This window comes from Bacillus sp. 05T31 (assembly GCF_056396725.1).
This window is the reverse complement of the sequence record NZ_JBFTMA010000078.1, coordinates 1-21,291: the sequence shown is the minus strand read 5'-3', so window position 1 is coordinate 21,291 and position 21,291 is coordinate 1. Positions and strand designations below refer to the sequence as shown.

At 34.0% G+C, this 21,291-nt stretch carries 19 protein-coding genes and 2 pseudogenes; 8 read left to right on the top strand and 13 right to left on the bottom strand.

Going from position 1 to position 21,291, the window contains the following annotated elements; genetic code table 11:
- Positions 1–549 (top strand): transcriptional regulator YeiL (yeiL, locus tag AC1DJR_RS07735; RefSeq protein ID WP_477002332.1); only part of this gene is annotated, 549 nt, incomplete at its 5' end.
- A gap of 58 nt (positions 550–607) precedes the next feature.
- Here the strand turns inward: yeiL and AC1DJR_RS07730 are convergent.
- The 3 genes from AC1DJR_RS07730 to AC1DJR_RS07720 form a co-directional block, all read right to left on the bottom strand.
- Positions 608–1,234: an FMN-dependent NADH-azoreductase gene (locus AC1DJR_RS07730; RefSeq protein WP_429687407.1), complete on the bottom strand. Its 627-nt coding sequence runs from the start codon at positions 1,232–1,234 to the stop codon at positions 608–610.
- Between the two features lie 190 nt (positions 1,235–1,424).
- Positions 1,425–2,072 (bottom strand): response regulator, encoded by a 648-nt coding sequence (locus AC1DJR_RS07725; protein WP_002016393.1) that lies wholly within the window; start codon positions 2,070–2,072, stop codon positions 1,425–1,427.
- A gap of 20 nt (positions 2,073–2,092) precedes the next feature.
- Positions 2,093–3,664: a GAF domain-containing sensor histidine kinase gene (locus tag AC1DJR_RS07720; RefSeq protein WP_477002331.1), complete on the bottom strand. Its 1,572-nt coding sequence runs from the start codon at positions 3,662–3,664 to the stop codon at positions 2,093–2,095.
- A 134-nt stretch (positions 3,665–3,798) separates the two neighbouring features.
- Between AC1DJR_RS07720 and pdxK the strand changes: the two genes are divergently transcribed.
- On the top strand, positions 3,799–4,623 hold the full coding sequence (gene pdxK, locus AC1DJR_RS07715) for a pyridoxine/pyridoxal/pyridoxamine kinase (protein ID WP_002016397.1): 825 nt from the start codon (positions 3,799–3,801) through the stop codon (positions 4,621–4,623).
- Positions 4,624–4,734: 111 nt separating this feature from the next.
- Here the strand turns inward: pdxK and AC1DJR_RS07710 are convergent, their stop codons facing one another.
- From AC1DJR_RS07710 to AC1DJR_RS07675, 8 genes and pseudogenes are all read right to left on the bottom strand, one after another.
- On the bottom strand, positions 4,735–5,790 hold the full coding sequence (locus AC1DJR_RS07710) for a diguanylate cyclase (RefSeq protein WP_429687409.1): 1,056 nt from the start codon (positions 5,788–5,790) through the stop codon (positions 4,735–4,737).
- A 147-nt stretch (positions 5,791–5,937) separates the two neighbouring features.
- Positions 5,938–6,141 (bottom strand): YbdD/YjiX family protein, encoded by a 204-nt coding sequence (locus AC1DJR_RS07705; protein WP_002184484.1) that lies wholly within the window; start codon positions 6,139–6,141, stop codon positions 5,938–5,940.
- Positions 6,134–8,209 (bottom strand): carbon starvation protein CstA, encoded by a 2,076-nt coding sequence (gene cstA, locus AC1DJR_RS07700; RefSeq protein WP_002089870.1) that lies wholly within the window; start codon positions 8,207–8,209, stop codon positions 6,134–6,136. The genes AC1DJR_RS07705 and cstA overlap by 8 nt, the downstream gene beginning before the upstream one ends.
- A 122-nt stretch (positions 8,210–8,331) precedes the next feature.
- On the bottom strand, positions 8,332–9,048 hold the full coding sequence (locus tag AC1DJR_RS07695; protein WP_002089871.1) for a LytR/AlgR family response regulator transcription factor: 717 nt from the start codon (positions 9,046–9,048) through the stop codon (positions 8,332–8,334).
- A 208-nt stretch (positions 9,049–9,256) separates the two neighbouring features.
- A complete protein-coding gene (locus AC1DJR_RS07690) occupies positions 9,257–10,456 on the bottom strand; it encodes an MFS transporter (protein ID WP_002016404.1) in 1,200 nt (399 codons plus the stop codon).
- A gap of 153 nt (positions 10,457–10,609) precedes the next feature.
- Positions 10,610–11,120 (bottom strand): annotated as a pseudogene (locus AC1DJR_RS07685) (WecB/TagA/CpsF family glycosyltransferase).
- Between the two features lie 21 nt (positions 11,121–11,141).
- A complete protein-coding gene (locus AC1DJR_RS07680) occupies positions 11,142–12,251 on the bottom strand; it encodes a glycosyltransferase family 4 protein (protein ID WP_002089874.1) in 1,110 nt (369 codons plus the stop codon).
- Positions 12,252–12,346: 95 nt separating this feature from the next.
- Positions 12,347–13,798, bottom strand: coding sequence for an O-antigen ligase family protein (locus AC1DJR_RS07675; RefSeq protein WP_002143929.1), 1,452 nt, complete (start codon positions 13,796–13,798; stop codon positions 12,347–12,349).
- Between the two features lie 495 nt (positions 13,799–14,293).
- On the opposite strand from AC1DJR_RS07675, the gene AC1DJR_RS07670 reads away from it, so the two are divergent.
- From AC1DJR_RS07670 to AC1DJR_RS07660, 3 genes and pseudogenes are all read left to right on the top strand, one after another.
- The gene (locus AC1DJR_RS07670; protein WP_002034964.1) at positions 14,294–14,926 is read left to right on the top strand and encodes a trimeric intracellular cation channel family protein; all 633 of its coding nucleotides are present in this window, start codon (positions 14,294–14,296) and stop codon (positions 14,924–14,926) included.
- A 123-nt stretch (positions 14,927–15,049) separates the two neighbouring features.
- Positions 15,050–15,547: pseudogene (locus tag AC1DJR_RS07665) on the top strand (protoglobin family protein); the annotation flags it as partial.
- A 99-nt stretch (positions 15,548–15,646) separates the two neighbouring features.
- Entirely contained in the window at positions 15,647–16,348 is a 702-nt protein-coding gene (locus AC1DJR_RS07660; protein WP_404490044.1) for a methyl-accepting chemotaxis protein, read from the top strand.
- Positions 16,349–16,439: 91 nt separating this feature from the next.
- Here AC1DJR_RS07660 and AC1DJR_RS07655 read toward each other — a convergent pair whose 3' ends face one another.
- Positions 16,440–17,753, bottom strand: a complete 1,314-nt coding sequence (locus AC1DJR_RS07655; RefSeq protein ID WP_429687411.1) for an ArnT family glycosyltransferase — start codon at positions 17,751–17,753, stop codon at positions 16,440–16,442.
- A 366-nt stretch (positions 17,754–18,119) separates the two neighbouring features.
- Here AC1DJR_RS07655 and AC1DJR_RS07650 point away from each other — a divergent pair, with 366 nt between their 5' ends.
- From AC1DJR_RS07650 to AC1DJR_RS07640, 3 genes are all read left to right on the top strand, one after another.
- Positions 18,120–18,632, top strand: a complete 513-nt coding sequence (locus AC1DJR_RS07650) for an acyl-CoA thioesterase (RefSeq protein WP_002068622.1) — start codon at positions 18,120–18,122, stop codon at positions 18,630–18,632.
- A 192-nt stretch (positions 18,633–18,824) separates the two neighbouring features.
- Positions 18,825–19,553, top strand: coding sequence for a glycosyltransferase family 2 protein (locus AC1DJR_RS07645; protein WP_002068620.1), 729 nt, complete (start codon positions 18,825–18,827; stop codon positions 19,551–19,553).
- A gap of 6 nt (positions 19,554–19,559) precedes the next feature.
- Positions 19,560–19,922, top strand: a complete 363-nt coding sequence (locus tag AC1DJR_RS07640) for a DUF2304 domain-containing protein (RefSeq protein ID WP_002138947.1) — start codon at positions 19,560–19,562, stop codon at positions 19,920–19,922.
- 171 nt (positions 19,923–20,093) lie between these two features.
- Here the strand turns inward: AC1DJR_RS07640 and AC1DJR_RS07635 are convergent.
- A partial coding sequence (locus AC1DJR_RS07635; RefSeq protein WP_477002330.1) for a glycosyltransferase family 39 protein occupies positions 20,094–21,291 on the bottom strand: 1,198 nt, incomplete at its 5' end.

Genomic DNA, 21,291 nt, shown 5'->3' with positions numbered 1-21,291 from the left:
ATATGTAAGGAGGGAGTCGACCTCCCTTATCTCTATTACTTAATTTCCGGGAAAGCAAAAATATATATGAGCCATAAAAATGGGAAAGTCTCTTTAATTAATTTTATTCAAGCACCTTCATTCATTGGGGAATTAGGATTAATTGGCGTAGAATCTGTTACGAAAGCGGTTGAGGTGATTGAAGATTGTATTTGCTTAGCGCTTCCTCTTAAAGATTGTCAGCATCTTTTATTGCAAGATGCTACCTTTCTACAGAAACTATGCAAATTTATTGGAGAAAAAACAATTACCCGAACAGAAAATTACGCCAAAAACTATAGTTATCCATTTGAAAACCGATTAGCTGCGTTCATTCTATTAACGGAACAAAATAATTGCTATACCGAAAAACATACTGAGGCCTCAGAATACTTAAACGTCAGTTACCGCCATCTTTTATATGTATTAAACCAGTTTTGCCAGCAAAACCATTTAAAAAAAGAAGGCCGAACATATTATATACAAGATCGAAATCAATTAGAAAAACTTGCTGACGAGCTAAAAATATAAAAAACAGCATTAACATAAAAGTTAATGCTGTTTTTTTGAGTGGCGATTATAATTTTAATTAAAATTTGCTTGCTACTTTAGCTGCTTCTTCAAGACCTGCAGTAATGATTTCTTCTGCTTTATCTGGGAATTGGTTATGTCCCTCGATAATTACCGTTTCCATGTTTGTTGCACCGAAGAAGCCCATCATGCTTGCTACGTATTTAACAGCCATTTCCATTTCAGCTGCTGGTCCTTCAGAATATACGCCGCCGCGTGCATTTAATAACGCAATCTTCTTATCTCCAATAAGCCCAACTGGACCTTCTGGTGTATATTTAAACGTTTTACCAGCACGGTTTAAATAATCAATATACGTGTGTAATACGGCTGGAATCGTTAAGTTCCATAATGGGAAACCGAAAACTACTTTATCAGCTTCTAGAAATTGATTTAAATACTTATCAGCAACTGCTACCACTTTTGCTTCTTCTTCTGTTAAATCAAATCCTCTACCTGCTTTGAATGTACCATTAATCATATCTACGCCTACATATGGTAATTCTTCTTTATATAAATCAAGTTCTACCACTGTATCATTTGGATGCACTTCTTTATAGTTTGCTAAAAATGCCTCGTATAATTTCACACTAACTGCTTGTTCCGCTGGGCGGTTGTTTGCTTTTACAAATAAAACTGTTGCCATTGTTTTTCCTCCTACTACTCACTCTTATGTTGTTATATATCACTTACGAAAAAGGGTACTCCCTTATAATTATTGTTGCTTACAAATACATTTTATCTTTATATCAAGACAATTACGTCCTCACATAGACGTATTTTTCCATAAAAAAAGTCCACCTTCTAAAGGCGAACTAGGTCTTACGACTTTTGTCTTATACAATTCCATTTTTCACTGCATATAATGCTGCTTGTGTGCGATCGGATAAATGTAACTTACTCAAAATACTACTCATATGAGCTTTTACCGTTTTTTCTGTAATAACTAAAACAGAAGCAATTTCTTTATTACTCATCCCTTTCGCCAATAATTGCAATACTTCATTTTCTCTCGCTGTTAATACATCCACTTGAACGGAAGGTTCTTCTTCTTTTTCTTCCTGTGGTAATGTTTGAGAAAGAAGGGCATTTGCTATATCTGGATGTAATTGAATATTACCTTTATACGCGCTTCGAATAGCTTCAACAAGCTGATCTGGTTCGATATCTTTTAAAATATAACCGCTCGCCCCAGCTTTTAGTGCCGGCAATACATGAGCTTGATCAGAAAAACTAGTCAATACAATTACTTTCACGTTTGGATATTCTTTTTTAATACAAGCTGTTGCCTCAATTCCATCCATCTCAGGCATATATAAATCCATTAATACGACATCTGGACTCGTTTCGCCTACTTTCACTAGCGCCTCTTTCCCATTATTTGCTTCACCAACTAATTCAAAATCTTCCTGTGTGCTTAGAAAAAATGCTAATCCTTTTAAAACAACTGTATGATCATCAACTAACAATACTTTTATTTTCACAAACTTCCCTCATTTTCACATCATAATGGTACATTTACTTTTATACTCGTTCGTTTCTTACTACTTACAATTTTAATTGTTCCACCAACTAATTCTACTCTTTCACGCATCGTAGTCATACCGAGTGATTTCTTCTCTTTTATATCCTTTTCTACAAACCCATTTCCTTGATCGACTATTTCTAATGATACATTTTTCTCCGTCACTTTGAAATAAATCGTCGCTTCTCTTACATTCGCATGCTTACTTACGTTATTTAAAGCTTCTTGTCCAATTCGCCATAGCGCTTCTTCTACTACACGCGGCAAATCACGTACACCTGTAACTTGTTCCCGAATTTTCAATCCTAAACTTTCACCATATTGCTTTAAAGCTGGTAATAACCCTTTCTCTAATCCAGCCGGACGGAGCTGCCAAATTAATGTCCTCATTTCTTTTAAGGCACCTTGTGCTAATTCACGCATCTCATACAAAGACTGATCTACCTTTTCATTTTGACCCTTTAAGACAGCTTCAGCGCCTTTTGTCATAAACGTTAATGAAAACAACTTTTGTGAAACAGAATCATGTAAATCTCTAGCTAAACGATTACGCTCTTCCATTCGTACAAGTTCGCGGCGTTTTTCATTTAATCTTAAGTTCTCTATCATTAATGAAATATGATTTGCTAACGCTTGTACTACATCTATCGTATTTATATCAAATTCTCCATTATTAGAACTTACACTTAATACTCCAAATATATGATCTTGAATATGTATCGGAATAGCGATAACTGCCCTATTGGGATGCTCTATATTCCCAACCTGACGCTTTGACAAGACAGACTCTTCTTTTTCCAACGCTTCCTGTGCTGCTGCCCTCAAATCATCTTGTAGTTCACCTTTCTTATAAGAAGCTCTCACAGCTAGTYCATTTTCTTCTCTAATAAAGAATACAACTTGCTCCCATAGAAATAAGCTCCCTATTTGCATTACAATCTCTTCTGGTAATGCATTAAATTTATAAATTGTCCTTAAAGCTTGAATAAAGCGTTCTAACTTTACATAATAATGAGCTCTTCTCTTTTCATTTTCATACAGTTTTGTACGCTTTAATGCCGTTCCAATTTGAAAGGCAACTGATTGTAATAGTACTAATTCTTCTTCCGAAAAATGCGTTTTACCTGGGCTAGCTACATTTAACACGCCAAATTCATCTTCTCCCGCTTTTAGCGGTACTGTCGCATGATGTACAATCCCTTCTGTATCTCCCCAGTTGTATTCAATCGCATTATTAATTCTCTTACATTCAATAATATTAACTGCTCGCTCTAGTTTTCCTTCCACAAAGCGGTGTAARCACCAGCAATTCCCCTCACACATCGGTCGTTTATTTTCGAATTTCAATCCCTCTGGTAATTGGTAATCAATTAATTTTGTATATCTACCATTTTCATCCGCAAGGAAAATCCATCCTGTCGTTAAACCAGTTACATTCAACAGCTTTTCCAGCACAGCTTGAAGTACGTGATATGTATCATTTGAGGTATTCAACGTTTCTGCAATCTCTTTTAATATAACTAATTCATTTGTACGATTCTCTTGAAACATAATTCGTCTCCTACATACAAGATTTTAAATAGTACTTAACATAAATCATCTACTTTTCACTTTGTACTTATTCGTAACATTGATATAATGGTGAAAACATAGTTTTCATTATATCACTTGAGGGGGCTTTCATAATGACATTGAATAAGGCACTTACTATCGCTGGTTCTGACACAAGTGGCGGTGCTGGTATACAAGCAGATTTAAAAACATTCCAAGAACTTGGTGTATACGGAATGACATCTCTTACGACAATCGTAACGATGGATCCACATAACGGTTGGGCACATAACGTATTCCCAATCCCAGCTTCTACATTAAAACCACAATTAGAAACGACAATTGAAGGCGTTGGCGTAGATGCTTTAAAAACGGGTATGCTTGGATCAGTAGAAATTATCGAAATGGTTGCGGAAACAATTGAAAAGCACAATTTCGAAAATGTAGTAGTTGATCCTGTTATGGTATGTAAAGGAGCGGATGAAGCGTTACATCCTGAAACAAATGACTGCTTACGTGACGTTCTTGTTCCAAAGGCATTAGTCGTAACGCCAAACTTATTTGAAGCATATCAATTAAGCGGTGTGAAAATTAATTCTCTTGAGGACATGAAAGAAGCTGCAAAAAAAATCCATGCTTTAGGCGCTAAATACGTACTGATTAAAGGTGGTAGCAAACTAGGCACAGAAACTGCTATTGATGTGTTATATGACGGCGAAACATTCGATCTTCTAGAATCAGAAAAGATTGATACGACAAATACACACGGTGCAGGTTGTACATATTCTGCTGCAATTACAGCAGAACTTGCAAAAGGAAAAACGGTGAAAGAAGCAGTAAAAACTGCGAAAGAATTCATCACAGCTGCAATTCGTCATTCATTTAAGATTAACGAATATGTAGGACCAACACATCACGGTGCATACCGCAAATTCGTTGCACCGAAAGAACTTGTCTAACATAACGCTTTTTATTAATAAATTTAAAAATAGATTAAAACCCACAGAACATTTATTGTTCTGTGGGTTTTAATTACTTTACAGAAATCTTTTAAAGTACTCCCCGAATTCCTATGATGCTGAACTAACCTTGTTTCTACCATTTCTTTTTGAATAATATAACGCATCATCCGCTGATTGAATAAATTGCTCAGGTGATTTTTTATATTCTGAAAGCCCAACAGAAACTGTAATTTTAATTTTTTCCCCATTTTGCAGTTGAAATGAATGCTTTTCAACTGCTAGCCGAATTTGTTCCCCTATACGAGTTCCAAATGCTACTCTCTTTTTTGGTAACAACAGAGCAAACTCTTCGCCACCCTTTCGAAAGACTAAATTTGGGAATGGTGCATTYTCTAACAAAATACGCCCTAGTTGTTTTAACACTTCATCTCCAGCAGGATGACCGTACGTATCATTTACATACTTAAAGTGATCAATATCGATAAGTAATAAACAAAGTGAATCATTTTTCATATGCTTACTATCAATATGACGATTCATCTCAAAATCAAACTGTCTTACATTTCCTAGATTCGTTAATGCATCTATCGTTGCATAATGCTTCATCGTTTGAAATAATTCATTGGATTGCAATATGTAACTTGCACTTACAAATGTGATGTATGCCGCTACAATACAACAAATTAAATATAATATCACTACATATATATCCTTAAATAAAATATAAAGTGGTAGTATTAAAATAGACAAACTGTACACATTAAACCATATCCATTTTGTAAATATAGAAATCTTCATCCGCCAAATGAGAGTAATGCCAATCCCTATTGCCACGATAGTATAGCAAGCCAATTCAGAGGCTAAAGAATACTCAGTAAAAAATACCCGCGTTATTAAAATAATCATAACWGTTATACTACTAGCTATYGGGCCACCRATTATAATYGCCAAAACAACAGCTAAATAACGTAAATCCAACATAATATCTTCAATATGCACACCAAAATGCATCAACAATATACTCAATATTCCAGTTAAAATACCGACCAAACATTTCTGCCAAAAAGAGAATCCTTCTTTTAATGGCTTATCTCTTAAAAGCTGAGCACCCACAAAGATAAAGGACAGAATAATTGTCATATTTACAAATAGATCTCTAAACATAAAATAATCTCCCTACTTTTTCTTTTCCATCTATCCCTTTCTATATGCTATTGTATTACGTAATCCCTATAATTCCCAATCTTTTTTGTTTTACTGTTCCACGTGGAACAGTAAAACAAAAAAGGAGACGAAATTTCGTCTCCTCCATTAACAACATCGCGATATCTTTCCGCCTTTTGCATTAAATCTAGCTTCTTGTGCCTCAGCAAAAAATTGCTTTTGACATAGAATTTTCTCTTCTGGATGATGTAATTTCATGTGATTTACATACGTTTCATAACTTGGAACTCCGACAAGTAAACTAATAAATTGCTTTCTCTTTCCCCATACGTTCCGTAAATTTTTAAGCATAGTTCCTCGACTCACTTTCATCTTTTGGAATATATGGTGCCTCTTTTAACGGCATTGGCTTATTTCTTAATACTTGAATCCAAATTCGAAGTGCAGAAATTAATACAGCAATTACAACTATCATAAAAATTCCACAAAGTGCCGCATCAATATAGTCATTAAAAATAATTTGTTTCATTTGCGCAACATTTTTAGCTGGAGCTAATACCTTACCATCATCTAATGCTCCCTGAAATACTTTCGCATGTGATAGAAATCCTATTTTAGGATTTTCATGAAACAACTTTTGATAACCAGCTGTCATCGTTACAATAAGTAATCCTATAGTCGGAATAAGCGTTACCCAAACGTATGCCTTTTTCCCCATTTTGAATAAAATTGTCGTTCCAAGTAATAATGCAATCCCCGCTAACATTTGATTTGCAATACCGAAAAGTGGCCATAGCGTATTAATTCCACCGAGAGGGTCAACCACCCCTTGATATAAGAAGTACCCCCAGCCTAGTACGCATAACGTTGTAGCAACCACATTCGCTATTGTAGAATCTGTTTTCGCAAACGGCTTGTACACATGCCCTAAAATATCTTGAATCATAAATCGTCCTACACGTGTTCCAGCATCWATCGTTGTTAAAATAAATAGTGCTTCAAAAAGAATGGCAAAATGGTACCAAAATGCCATCATCGCCGTTCCACCTATTACTTGTGAAAATATATGTGCCATACCAATTGCTAATGTTGGTGCGCCACCTGTACGTGATAAAATGGTCTGTTCTCCGACGTTAACAGCAAGTTCTTTTAATTCATTCGGTGTAATAGCAAATCCCCACGAAGAAATAACTTGAGCCGCTTGTGATACATCTGTTCCGATCAGTGCTGCTGGACTATTAATTGCAAAATAAGTTCCTGGTGTTAATACACAAGCTGCAATCATAGCCATCGCTGCTACAAATGATTCCATTAACATTGCCCCATAACCAATTGGCTGTGCATGACCTTCTTGCTCAATCATTTTCGGCGTCGTACCTGATGAAACGAGAGCGTGGAATCCAGAGACAGCACCGCAAGCTATTGTAATAAATAAGAACGGAAATAAATTCCCAGAGAAAACAGGACCTGTTCCATCAATAAACTTAGATACTGCCGGCATCTTCAAATCTGGAGCTACAATTAAAATACCAATTGCTAATCCAAGTATCGTTCCTATTTTTAAAAATGTACTTAAATAATCACGTGGTGCAAGGAGCATCCAAACTGGTAATGCCGATGCAATGAATCCATATACGATAAGCATAATAGCAATTGTTTCACCACTAAAAGTAAACATACTTGCAAGTGTTGGATTTTCTGCTACATACTGTCCACCAATAAGCGATAGGACTAGTAGAACAATACCGATTACTGATCCTTCCCCTACTCGCCCTGGTCTAATGTAACGCATGTAAACTCCCATTAAAATAGCAATTGGAATTGTTGCTGCGATTGTAAACATTCCCCATGGGCTTCCAACAAGTGCCTTCACAACTACTAAAGCTAATACTGCTAATAAAATTATCATAATACCTAAAATACCAATCATCGCAATTAATCCTGTAACAGGACCAATTTCATCTTTAATCATTTCTCCTAATGATTTACCATTACGTCTCATTGAAGCAAATAAAATTACAAAATCTTGTACAGCTCCGGCAATAACTACCCCAACAATAATCCAAATAGTCCCAGGTAAATACCCCATCTGCGCCGCCAAAATTGGTCCTACTAAAGGACCTGCCCCTGCAATCGCAGCGAAGTGATGTCCGAATAAAACCCATTTATTTGTTGGAACATAATCCTTCCCATCATTTAACGTATGRGCAGGCGTTTGCCTATTATTATCTAGGCCAAAAACTTTCCTTGCTATAAATCTACTATAAAAGCGATAAGCAATCGCATACACTGATACAGCAGCAACTAATAGCCATACAGCATTAATTGTCTCACCTTGTGATAAAGCTATTACACCAAAAGCAGATGCTCCTACTGCTGCAATAACTCCCCAAAGTAAAATTGATTTCAATGTTTTCACGTACAATCCCCCCATTACTACTTCTTAGAGGAGATTGTACTAAATTTTCTGAATATTTAATTTGAATCCTCCTTATCATGAAGGATTTCTAGGCTATTATGTTAAAATTCTCTCATTACTTGTCATAGTTCAATTTTATTTCGAAGCCGTTTTACATAATTACGGCTTACTGGAATCGGTTGCTCATCGTACCTGTCTAAATGCAAATTATACGTGCCATTATAATAAGGTTTAAGTTCTTGTACATATGACATATTAATTAAATAGCTTTTATGTACACGTAAAAAATCATATGCATTTAGTTTATTTTCTAATTCCTGGAGTGTGTATGTTGAAATATACTGATTATTCGTTGTATAAATTGAAACGGTTTTATTTTCCTTATTTTTACTAATATATACAATATCCTCCGGGAGAATATAYCTAATCCCCTCATGGCCTTCTATCGGCAGTTTACGCAGATGACTCTTTGCTTTCTCACCTTGTTCTTTTCCCATTTTATATAAAATGAATTGTAAATCTTCTTCACGAAATGGTCGTAATAAATAATAAAACGCTTGGAAACGAAAAGCTGTAATTGCCTCTTCTATATCCTCACCAATAAAAATAAATTTCGTATAACAATTCACTTCTCGTAACAAACTCGAATATTCAAAACCAGTACCATCCATTAATTGCGAATTTAAAAAAACAAAATCAGGTGTATGTTTTTTCATTATTAGCAAAGATTCTGTTCCAGTTTTCGCTTCAAAACATTCTACATTTCGAATGTTTTCAGTAAAGTTCTCAACTAATTTTCTTCGCTCTTCTGTTTCTTCCATGATAAGTAAGATTTTCATTTATCCAGCCACCTAATTCCTTTGTCCATATGTCTTGTTGTATACATTCGCTTTAGTAAGAAATATTCCCTTTTTCTTACTATACCATTATTTATCTAAAAAAACAGAAAAAAGGAAACCACTTTGGCTCCCCTTTTCTTTTATCCCGATTGATGCGGGCTAATAATCAGTGGTTGATGGACAAAACACCACTGATTAAGGTTTCTCTTTATACTAATTCCCTCTGTTTCGTTTCTTGACCAAGTATAACTACAGCAAGTGCCCCAATTAAAATTGATCCACAGAAAATCGTAAATATTAGCGATAGTGAAGCTTGTGAAGCAACTAAATACCCTACTAATAGTGGTCCAAGAATACCACCAATACGCCCAAATGCAGCTGCCATTCCTGCACCTGTACCGCGAATAGTTGTTGGATACTGTTCCGGTGTATAAGCGTATAATGCACCCCAAGCACCTAAATTAAAGAAGGATAGTAACATACCCGCCACTATTAATGCTGTTAATGAATCCGCAATTCCGAACACATAAGCACTACATGCTGTACCAATTAAATACGTAACCAATACAAATTTACGACCAAGACGTTCAATAAACCATGCAGCTGTGAAATATCCTGGAAGTTGAGCTAAAGTCATAATGAGTACGTACTGAAAACTTTTTATTAAACTAAAGCCTTTCAGTACCATTACACTAGGTAACCAAAGGAACATTCCATAATAGGAAAAGACCACACAAAACCATAGAATCCATAACATAATTGTTGCTTTACGATATTCTCCAGACCAAACCGATTTTATATTTTCAATAACAGATGGCCTTTTGGCAACCTTTTGGAATCTTGGAGAATCGGGTAAATTCCATCTTAAATATAAAGCATATAACGCTGGAACTGCACTTAATACCATAGCAACTTCCCAACCGTATTTAGGAATAACAAAATATGAGATAAGAGCTGCGATTAACCAACCACCAGCCCAAAAGCTTTCTAATAGTACAACTATTTTTCCACGTTCGTGCGCTTCAACACTTTCTGATACAAGAGTAGATGCAACTGGAAGTTCCCCGCCAAGTCCCATACCAATTAAAAAGCGTAAAACGAGGAACATCGCGAATGTCGTCGTTAAAGCAGTTAAACCACTACCGATAGAAAATAGTAATAATGTAATAATAAAGACCGATTTCCGTCCTATTTTATCTGATAGTATCCCAAAAAGGAGCGCTCCTACTGCCATACCAATTGAATTAACGCTACCTATCCAACCCATTTCTTGAGTACTTAATCCCCAATCTTTTTGGAGTGCTACGATTACAAATGAAAGCATTCCAACATCCATTGCATCAAATAGCCAGCCAAGCCCTGCTATACCAAGTAGCTTTCGCTTCGAAATTTCTTTTACCTTGCTCACAAGAAGTCCTCCTTACACAGGTGTCTTTACACATCATTTTACATGTGTGTATTGCATAAGTAAAATACTTTCTTATAAAAATTCTCCTTCATCATTCCCAAAAAGTAAAATGTTTATCAAAAATAAACAAATAAAAAAAGTAGCGATGTTCCGCTACTTTTTTGAACGCATTACTTCTTTTAAAAATTCAGCTAATACTAACTGACGACGCCAACGTGTTGGATTACTACATAATCTGTAAAACCACTCTAAATGAATAGATTGAATCCATTTTGGCGCACGCTTTACCTCTCCAGCCCACACATCTAAACTACCGCCTACTCCAACAGCCATTTTCGTTTCTAAACGATGCTTATTGTTTTGGATAAAGTTTTCTTGTCTTGGAAAGCCAAGTGCAACAAGTAATAGATCTGGTAGGTGTACCAAGCATACCACTTGCTTTTACAACCCCAATACCATCAGGTGTAATTAAATCGGTATTTAGTAATGTTTTATGGAACTCTTCATCCTTTTTTGCACACATAACAATTTCAGGATTTGCTGTTACTACCTGAAAAGTATGAGTTTGCTCCAATTCTAGTTGTTCCTTTAAATATTGGACCGTTTCATCCATTGTCATTGTTGAGAAAGGAACACCTAGAATATCAACCGTTTGTACTGCCATATTTAACTATCCTCTCTATCATTAAAGGTTTTTCGCTATTAATTGCTTATATGTTTCTTTCGTATCTTCATATAATTTTTGAAGTGAGAAGTTCATAGTAGCATGCTCATAAATATGCTTGCCCATTACTGATAACTCTCCAGTTTTCCACTTATCATACGCCTCTTCTAATGCCGATGCCAATGCTTTTCCATCACCAGTTGGTACAATCCACCCATAAGTTTCATCTGCAATTAACGGTTCGATTTCTCCAGCTCTAGTCACAATTGATGGTACACGTTGATTTGCCGCTTCTAATAAAACTAATGGAAATCCTTCGCTATGGGAAGTTAACAAATTGACATGTGATGAAGCAAATAATTGTTTCACATCTTGACGATGCCCTAAAAATTCAACTTTATCATTAATCCCTTTTTCAGTAGCTAACGCCTTTAGTTCTCTTTCTAACGGCCCGTCACCAACTAATAACACTTTAATTTTYTCCAATTTTGTTTGTTGTAACGCATCGAATAAAACTTCATGTCCTTTAACAGGATGCAAACGCGCTACTTGGATTGCCGTAAACACATCTTCATCAATATTAAACATTTCCTTTTTATTATAGCCATCTGCTTTTTCCTGATCATATTCAATCCCGTTATAGATAACATGCATCTTTTCATTTGAAATACCTAATGCGGCTAAGCTTTTTTTCAACCTATTCGTTACAACAAAAAATAAATCTATATTTTTTAAAGCTTTCAAATTTAATTTAGTAAAAATCCAGCCTTTTAAGCCTTGTTTAGTAAAATCTTGAAATGGATCACTATGAATTGTCGTAACCCATTTTGCCGCGAATTTCTTCTTCATTAGAGAAACAAAGAAATTCGCCCTAGGACCGTGTGTATGAACTACATCAAATTTTTCTTTATTAATGAATTCACTTATGTTCTTTAAAATGGATAAATCATAGCGAGATTTTTGTGAAAACACATGAACTTTTATTCCTAGCTCTCTTGCTTCTTTCGCAACAATTCCATCTTCAAATACTGCTAATTCTACTTCACCATCCGGAAACTGATCGAGCAGTGAAATAATATGTGTTTTTCCTCCACCATCTTCTGCCCCTGCATTCATATGCAATATCCTCATATTTTTTCCTCCTTTAAATCCTCGCTACATTTCCATCTATCTTTATTTTACTGTACTAAAAAATAAAAGCTAACAAAAGTTAGCTTTTATTTTTATCATTCAATTTCTAAATCTACAATTAGACAAGCTAACACCACTACAAAGTAAATCCCTACTCCTGGTGCTGTCAAAATATGTCCTGCAATATATGCAATACCTAATGCTAATACTAAGCTTGCTGTAATCATTCCATATTTCACATTAAATATTTCCTTAAATCTTGTAACAAATGCTAGTAGGATTCTTACGCCGTAATAAATAAATGGAATCATCATTAACGCAAAACCAATAATTCCGAAATCATAAAACCAATCATGGAAGTCCATTTCGATTAGCTTCGGATCTGGCTCTTTTTGTTCATTATACTTAAAGTTACCTGCGTAACCCATTCCTAATAACTTTTGTGACGTTGGCGCTTCTTTAAAGAACTGCTTATGTCGCTCTTCATATACTTGACGTCCACTGAAAATAAGATTTTCTTGATTTTCTTTCTTTTGCTCTTTCTCAAGCTCTTTCTTAACTTCAGCTTCTACCTTCGCCTTTTCTTCTGGTTTCTCAACTTTATGTTGTTTTTCTTCTTTTTTAATTTTCTCTTTAATTTCTTTTTCTTTTTGACCTTGCTGCGCTACATTTTGTTCTGATAAATAATTGTTATGAATACCCATATTTTGTGCTAATGGCGTCATTTTAAACGTTCCAACAACACCAGCCAATAGGAAAATAGCAATTAATCCATTAAGTACAAGAGACCTTTTGTTTGGATTTCTTCTATCAAACAATAATTGTAGTACGATAATCCCGATTGCTGCTGCTAACGTAGCACCAATTGAGCCCATCCCTACTTTCGTACCAACTTGAATTAACGAGTAAATCATTAAAAGCGATGGAATCCAATATAAAACGTGTTTCACGCTCTTTGTTTTTTGAATAGAATATAGTACCACAATAGGGAAAATAATAGCTAAGATTGACCCTAGTTCATTACCTGCATAGAACCACCCTCGGGAACCAACTTTCATCCATTGATAACTACCAAAGTCTGTAGATGTCGAAATAGAAATAACCATAATAGCGTTAATGATTAATGTTGAATACACAATACTATTTCTGACTTTGTCACTAATATTTACTTTCTTTTTCAATGATTTTAAAGCTAAAATGTATGATCCTAGCATGATATATATATATAATGCCTTCGCAACAAACTTAACTTCTTCACCAAGTACAATAGGATTCTTAACTAGTTTATTATTAATAAACCCTATCCCTAAAACTACTGCTAATAGTATTAAGTAAATTAAAAACTTCCTATTTTCCTTCTCTTTTGCCTGAATTAAAATGTAAATACCACCAACAGCCATAATAAGAAATCTTACCAAAATTCCAACAGTGGCATTTGACTTTAATAAAACGATACTAAGAGACGTTAATAAATCTAAAACAGGCTGTAAAATAATAAAAAAGAGCAAAAAATGCTCAAATCTAACCCTAGCTTGATTTGCTAACATTCCAAGACCTCCATACAAAATCTTCACATTATCTTTTAATCATAGTTTTCTACTGTTTAAACACACCTAGCAATTATAACATAACTCATATTTAAATTGAGAACTATTTTTCATGCCGAAACTAGTCAAGTCCAGCATTATTAGTAACCGAAAACATTGTCCTTTAGCTATCCTTCCCTATCCCTATAAAAACTATCTAACACATATGCACTTATTTTCGACCGTACAGAAATATTTTTTTATCATTTTATACAAATGTACAAAACGGACTTATCTTATTGTACCATCCCTCCAACTAAGCTACATCAAAAAACTATACTATTAATCTTTCCACACTTTTTCGCTTTACTTTATTGCTACTTATCAAGCATTTTCAAACGCTTTCTTTAGCTATTTYATCCATTTTTCTACATGTAGCGAAAAGTAATTGTTATTTCCAAAACTTTAGTGTATATTTTTTCTCTGGAACATCTTTAAGAGGAAGGAATTAAAGCCATGTTATTAATCGATATATTTACGTTTCTTGGCATTATCGCCGCTGCCATTTCTGGTACATTAGTTGGTTTAAAAAAAGATCTAGATTTATTTGGTGTCCTTTGTTTAGCTGTAGCTACTGCGCTCGGCGGCGGTATTATTCGTGATATTATGATTGGTAACCTGCCTCCTGTCGCATTTGTAAAACCCATTTACTTTTTCGTAAGTGTACTATCAGCATTATTCACATGTATGTTTTTTGAGCGCATTAATAAACTTCAAGTCGTTATTATGCTTTCTGATGCTGTTGGTTTAGGGGTATTTACAGCTATTGGTGCAAATGCAGCAATGTCACATCACGTTGACGCCTCGTTTTTAGTCGTTTCAATGGGAGTTATTACAGGTATTGGGGGCGGTATTTTACGTGACATTTGCGCTCAAGATATCCCGTATGTATTCCGAAAAGAGATATATGCAATTGCTTCTATTCTAGGAGCAGTTAGTTTCTTAATTACACATGCAATGGGGGCACACATATTAGCTTTCTATGTCTGTTTATTAGTAACATTCGTTATTCGTGTAGTCACCGTAATATATAATGTACATTTCCCAGTTTTCTTTAAAACACATGCAAAAATTAATAAAGGCCATTAAGAGAATTCTACATAGAATTCTCTTAATTTATATACAATTCCATATACTATAGAGTAATTGTATATAAAAATATATAATTACATTAGAACAAAAAATGAAAACGCTTTATAAACAGGGGGAAGAATGATGCTTGGGGTTTTTAAAAAAAATAAAACAAACACCAGTATAATTGAATTAAGCAAAGGCCAACAAATCATATTTAACGTGCCTGCTAATTCTGAACTAAAAACTCAAATGGATATGCTACATATTTCAAAGGAAGATTTACAAATTGTTAAAGTATTACAGCCATTTATTTATGAGGAAATAGATTGGATAACAGAAAAATTCTACACCAACATCACAAAACAACCTAATTTAATTGCTGTTATTGAACGCTACAGCTCTATTCCCAAATTAAAACAAACTTTAAAGACACATATTAAAGAATTGTTCAGCGGGAATATGAATGAAGATTTTATTGAACAACGTGTTAGAATTGCAAAAAGGCACGTACAAATTGGTTTACATAGAAAATGGTATACCGCTGCTTATCAAGAATTATTCCGCTCCGTCATAAAGATTTTGCAAACGAAAATTTCAACGATAGACGATTTTTCTTATTCTATAAACGTAATAAATAAATTATTCACATTAGAGCAAGAACTTGTTATTGCAGCTTATGAATCCGAATATGAGAGAATCCAAAAAGAACATGAAAAAGAAAAAGAACTGACAACTATGACGATTACACATATTGCAACAGAACTAGCGGCAGTATCTGAAAAAACAAGCTCTTCTATTCAACAGTTAACATCTAAATCAGAAAGTATCGTAGGAATTGCAAAAACAGGTACATCATTAGCTACGACATCAGAAGAAAAGGCCAATAAAGGAAAAGAACAATTAAATCTGCAAAACAAACGAATGGAAAGCATCCAAACGAATATGGAAACTATCATTACTGATACTCATGAACTTCTTGATATTTCTAACAAAATTAACGAAATCATTGATATTGTAAAATCAATCGCCGAGCAAACAAATTTACTAGCATTAAATGCYGCTATTGAATCTGCACGTGCTGGCGAATTTGGTAAAGGTTTTTCAGTCGTAGCGGGAGAAATCCGAAAGTTATCAGAGCAAACGAAAGAATCAATTTCCAACGTTACAAAACTCGTTGAAAAAACTAATGAACAAATTATACACGTCTCTTCTTCCGTGGAACAAATAAACTCTCTCGTATCTGAAGGGACAGATAGTATGCATGCGACAGATCAATATTTCCAAGAAATCGTAAAAGATATGTCTAACTCTAAAGAACAAAATAAAAAAATTGAAAATGAATTAGAGACTATCTCACAAGTAATGAAGAGTATTCAAGACGATTCCTCAACGATGGCCTTAACAGCGGATAATTTACAACTAGAACTAAACCGATAAGACGAATCGATACAAAGTGGAGATTCGTCATCTCCGCTTTGCATTCATCCTTATCATCCATCTACAAAAAAAGAATCCAAAATGGATTCTTTTATTTTCTGAAAAATATTTTTTGGCAATAAAAATAACTCATATAAACACCAAAGCTTTGTAAAATAAACAAAGCTGGCATAATAATATTATAATATGCCATATCTACTCGGAAGAGCCTTAACGACACGTATCCGGTAATTAATAATACAAACAACATATATCCTTCATTTTGCTGTTTCTTAATTAGAAAATGTAATAAAGCTATGCCCATAAATAATGTCACCACTATATATATAAGCTTTTCACATTTAAAAATAATAGAATTTATTCCCTCGTCTGAAAGCTGGTTAATAACTGGTTTTAACAGTTTAAATCTTTCTACTTCCATTTTTTTTAACTCTTGATCAATGTGCTCTTTTACACTTTTATTTTTGGATGTTTTTTCTTCATTTTGACTTTTTCCAATTAAAACAGATTGAACATAAGTCTGATTAGAAATCGTATACTGTGACATTCCCATCATCTTGATACCATAGCTCACACCAAAATGAGTACTATAAAACAGAATAAGTATTCCCATCATTTTTAATAGTAATTTTTGTTTYGTTGCTGATTGAAATAATTCAATTAACAGCACATATACAACTATAAAAATAGGTAAAAATAACCCCATTGGGAAAATCATATTGCTAAGCGCAAATAAAATGGCTGAAATTACCCACATATAAGGATGGTCTAATCCCTTATATAAAAATATGTAACAAGCACAATAAAATAAAAATATTGCGAGTGATTCCGCCGTTAATACAGAACTCATAAATATATTTGGAATATATAAAGCGTAAAACATTGATGCAATACGACCACACTCTTCTCCAAAGACCATTGACGCAATGCGATAAATGAAAAATGCAGTTCCTGTACAAAATAAAATATTAAATAATTGTAAAGCGAATACCGTATCACCAAATATATGAATGATGATCGATTCATAAATAATAAAAGGTAACTGTGCTATATTCTCTATATTATTGCCAATTGCAATCTGCTTTGCAGACTCATACATAGCTTTCATATCACCTATCATTGGAACATCTACAAATAGAACTGTGATAAGTCTTACAACTGTAGATATGCTTATAAGAAAAACAAGAAATTGTTTATCTGTAAAACGATATTGCAAAATTGATGCTACTAACAAAATAAGAATAACAAAAATCACTAATACAATTGTTATACTTGTTGTACTTCCTCCAAAAAATTGCTTACTTGTTTCAAAAGCCGACCAACAACTATAGACAAAAAATGCGAGCATCGCACCAATCATTATTTTACTGAAGAAAGACGAAAAATTTGTTCTTATATGATTCATATGTCCATTGCACCTCTATTTCCATTCATAACAAAACGATTCTATCATGAATAAGCACAAGGTTAATAGGGAATTTCTATGACAAATACATAGTCATTACTTTTTCACTTGCAATGTAAGCGAATCCTCTTTTACACTACATTTTATATATGATAAATTTTCTTTCAGTTACATGAATACAAATACAGAAATTTCAATAAAGTGAAACWTTAATCCACGGGGGTTTTGTTCATCCCCCACTGACTATTAGCCCGCAAATAGTGGGATAATCCTCTTTTGGAACACTTTACTTCATTAAATATCTAATATGGGTACTCCACTTACACATGTCACTCTGATTGAAAACAGAAAATAGGGGATGAATATATGGAAAAGAAATTCATGCGAGAATCAAAAGCAATTAAAACAACACGTGTTTTTCCTAACGATTTAAATAATCACCAAACACTTTTCGGGGGGAAATTATTAGCAGAAATTGATAGTATAGCTTCAATTGCAGCTGCGAGACACAGCCGCAAACATTGCGTAACAGCATCTATCGATTCCGTTGATTTTTTAACTCCAATTCACCAAGCAGATTCTGTTTGTTATGAAGCATTCGTATGTTATACAGGAAAATCTTCAATGGAAGTTTTCGTAAAAGTAATTGCAGAGGATCTACTAGCAGGCGAGCGTAGAATGGCCGCAACGTGTTTCATTACATTTGTCGCATTAAAAGACGGAAAACCTTCATCTGTACCACAAGTAATTCCTGAAACAGAGGAAGAACATTGGCTACATACAACTGGTTCAGAGCGTGCAGAAAATAGAAAAAAAGGACGTTTAAAAAGTAAAGAAATGGCTGAAGTGTTAACTTTAAGTAAGCCTTGGAATATTTAATTGCACTTAGCACAGGTAAACATACCCATATGTTTGCCTGTGTTTTTTAATTTACCTTGAATTAAGATACACATAATCCTTATTGACAATGAGCCACTAACTTGTCCTTTATTTTGCTATACTATTAGTGTTATAGTATATAAGGCTTACTAAAAATGATACTGCCTATTAATGTATAAAGGATGGTGCAATATGTCTGTTGAGGTACCCATTGTAATACCTAAAACTTTAATTATTATTCCCGCTTATAACGAAGAAGAAGCGATTGCAGATACATTAACAAGACTTTTAGAACTAAAAGAACACTTTTCAACGTTAGATATTTGTGTAATTAATGATGGTTCACACGATAAAACTGCCAAGATTGTAACAAAATTCCCAGTCCATCTTGTAAACCTACCCTATAATTTAGGTATAGGATCAGCTGTACAAACCGGCTATAAATATGCTTATGAGAATGATTATGATATCGCTATTCAATTTGATGCCGATGGACAACACAATCCTGAAGATTTATACAAAATTATCCAACCTATCGCTGAAAATCAATGTGATATGGTGCTAGGATCTCGATTTACAGAAAAAACTGCATATAAAGGCAGTCTTTCAAGACGAATTGGAATATTTTACTTTACCGCTTTATTAAAATTACTAACGAAACAAACTTTTATGGATCCAACATCTGGATACCGTGCTATCAATCGGGAAGTCATTAAAATTTTCGCGCACAACTATCCGAAAGATTATCCAGAGCCCGAAGTTCTCATTCACTTAAAAAAGAAAAACCTTCGCATTAAGGAAATATCAGTYAATATGCAAGAAAGACAGGGTGGACAATCTTCTATTACACCTTTAAAATCTGCATATTAYATGATTAAAGTAAGTTTAGCTATATTAATGCAAAAAATTGTGAAAGGTTGATAATATATGCCTATAATTACCTTTTCATTTATCTTTATCCTATTGTTATTTTTCTTGATTATTAACTCAATACGTCGTGGTGCTTTAGACACAAAATATTCGATCTTGTGGATTTTTGTTTGTATCGCGATGGCGGTTCTAAGTTCTACAGATAAAATCATAAATTGGATTGGGAAGCTATTACACGTAGAATACCCACCATCTGTTTTATTCCTGTTCGGACTTTTATTCTGCTTTATTTTAATTTTTGATTTAACCCGCAAGGTTTCTAAGCAGCATCACCAACTTGTAACATTGACACAAGATTATGCACTGCTAAAACAAAAATTAAATAATAAAGAACAAAATGATTCTTTACACGATGCATAATTAAAAATGACCTGCTTTCTAAAAATAGAAAGCAGGTCATTTTTTTAAATATATCTCTTAGATAAAATATTTTTATAAATCCAATCGAATTATATAACTTTCATACAATTTTTTCTTATTATAATTCCTTATTTCATGCAACAAAATATATAAATATTTCTTTTCATGTATCTATTTTAGGAATGGTCTGCTAACCCTCATAACAGTTGCGACAACACCTACACCTATCATTATAAATAGCATTGGCATCAATGGAAGTGCATAACGATCATACGCAAAGTACAAGCTATTAAAATACGTTTGGAATAGAATGTTTATCCATAGGAATGAATACTCTCTCCATCTTCTCCAACAGAATGCAAATGCTAGGATTGAGCAAATTATGAAGCCTGTTTTAATTGGTTCATAAATTTTCTTCATATCTTCTCCAGATATATCAAAAATACTAATTGTAGTTCCTGGATAATAATATGCCTTCTCCCAGAAAATTTGTGGTTTCAAAATTAAATAACTTTTTAGCATTGACCATTTATCTGTATGCCACCATTCCTTAATACGGTCCATCGCTACTTCTTGTTGCTTCTCCATTAATTCATGCGCTTCTATATCTGGATACTTAGCAAGGATTTCCGCATCAATCTCTTCCATACTTTTTCCACCTGGATAACCCTCACCTTGATATGTGCCAAGTAGTAACGGATTCCCTGCACCCGATGTAAGTGGTATAAATTTATGGAATTGAATATAATTACGCGCCCACCAAGGACCCAGTACAACAAATAGCAGCAACACACTAATAAGAGCTTGTTTTATCATTAGACGGAATGGATAACGCTTTGTTAGAAGGTATACAAATAAAAGAATTGGATATAAAGCGATTTGTACCCTGAAATATAATGTTACAAAGTAGAATAATAAAATAATATAAAAATCTTTCATTGAATGCGTATCTGCTAATTTTAAGCTCCAATATAACAGCCCCAATGAGAGAAATAAAAACGGACTTTCTGTCAACGTCAAGTTCTCTACTACGACTTCAGGAGGATATAACGCTAATAACAATGCAGCAATTAATCCTACTGCTGGATTTAAAATATATGTACCAATCTTATAGGTCATATAAATACTTAAAATACCAAAAGTTATCATAACTAATTTGACACATAAAACACCTAAGCTTCCGTGCCCAAATATGAAGAATATGCCCGCTAATAAAAATACTTGCCCAGGCATAATATGGATAGTTGGTTTTGTCGGATCATGATACGTTAACATACCAGTTTCTAAAAAATTGACAGCATTTTTTTGATACATTAAATCATCACTACCAAGTGTTAAATCACTGCCATATGTTGTTAAAGTCATTAAC